We start from the raw sequence: 1,267 nt of genomic DNA, 5'->3' as shown, positions 1-1,267 counted from the left end.
GCACCACTCCCAATGCCAAATATTGCAACAGAGATATTTCTCGCCTTACCAAATCTATGATAAAATTCATCCGGCATATTTTTATTAAAGGTATATACAAACTTCTCACAGTATGTCGAACTTAATAGAAGATTGCGTATTTTTGGCATAAGAATATCGACAGAATGATACTTCTCCACGTAGTCGCGACAATGCTTAGACTTGTTTTGCAAAAAACCATCAATGAAAATATCCGATAGTAAATCCTTGATTATTCTGCGCTTTGTGACATGCTTACCAGCAAGCGCTAGATAAAGAGCACTTCCATCATCATATTCCTCCGATGCATCATCCAACCACATTCCACGCATAAATTTTTGATAGTCATTTGCACAGGCCTCAATAACTACAACAGGTAATCCCATCATTGCCAAGTGATATGTAGATGTCCCCATAGCAAGTCCAAAGTGGTACCCACCACTTTCAACTACCTTACATATATCGCTTACTTTTTTCTTACCTAGAAAATTAATTTTTAAACGTTCTTTTTTTATTCCAGCATATGATTTGATCTCTCGCTCATAGCATCCAACACCGTATCCGATTAGGTCAAATGTTATTTCTAAATCAGCTCTTTCAATTAGAAGACTTTCTAACTCATCAATAAACCTTAAAATACATGGGTTTTTAAAAAAATCAAACCTACCAAGCCATAACACGCGAATTTCTGAAGTAGGCGTAGAATATGATATATTAGCTGCACAAGAGGATGGTTCAACGGGAATTGCGACACTCCCATTAAAAGTAAGTTCGGTTTCAAAATAATACTCATTGTACTTTCGATGTGTATCATTCAAATACCATATGGCATTATTTCGGTCTAACCTTAATAATAATTGACGTTGATAATGCCACAACCTGTTAATTTTTTTTGGTTTAAATGCCCGCGCAGAATTAAATCCAATACCAGGCTCCCAAATACTCCAAGCCTCTGGATGCAGAATCCCGGTCAACAGGCGGACTCGAACATCACCATTGAATACATGCATAGCTCTATGCAATACGTCAATATATGATGCTAAGACATATATCTCTTGCCCAGAAAAATCATCAATAATTGTCTGGCCAAGTGCACTAAGATACGACTGTTCAGAAATAGAGACAAAAAAATCATCCATTTCTGGAACAATGTATTTCTTTATTAAGACATTATCATTCTCTATAAGTGTGAATAGTGTTGAATCTTTATATCCAACTATAGCGACTGAATCACCCAGTCCAATGAGGT

At 36.3% G+C, this 1,267-nt stretch carries 1 protein-coding gene; it reads right to left on the bottom strand.

Annotation, left to right across the window (positions count from 1 at the left end; all coding sequences use genetic code 11):
* Positions 1-1,267, bottom strand: a 1,267-nt coding sequence (locus tag LD28_RS23445; RefSeq protein WP_162182402.1) for a hypothetical protein, incomplete at both ends; no start/stop codon positions are given.

This window comes from Aeromonas finlandensis (assembly GCF_000764645.1).
GTDB classification, from domain to species: Bacteria; Pseudomonadota; Gammaproteobacteria; order Enterobacterales; family Aeromonadaceae; genus Aeromonas; species Aeromonas finlandensis.
This window is presented reverse-complemented; position numbering and strand designations above follow the sequence as displayed.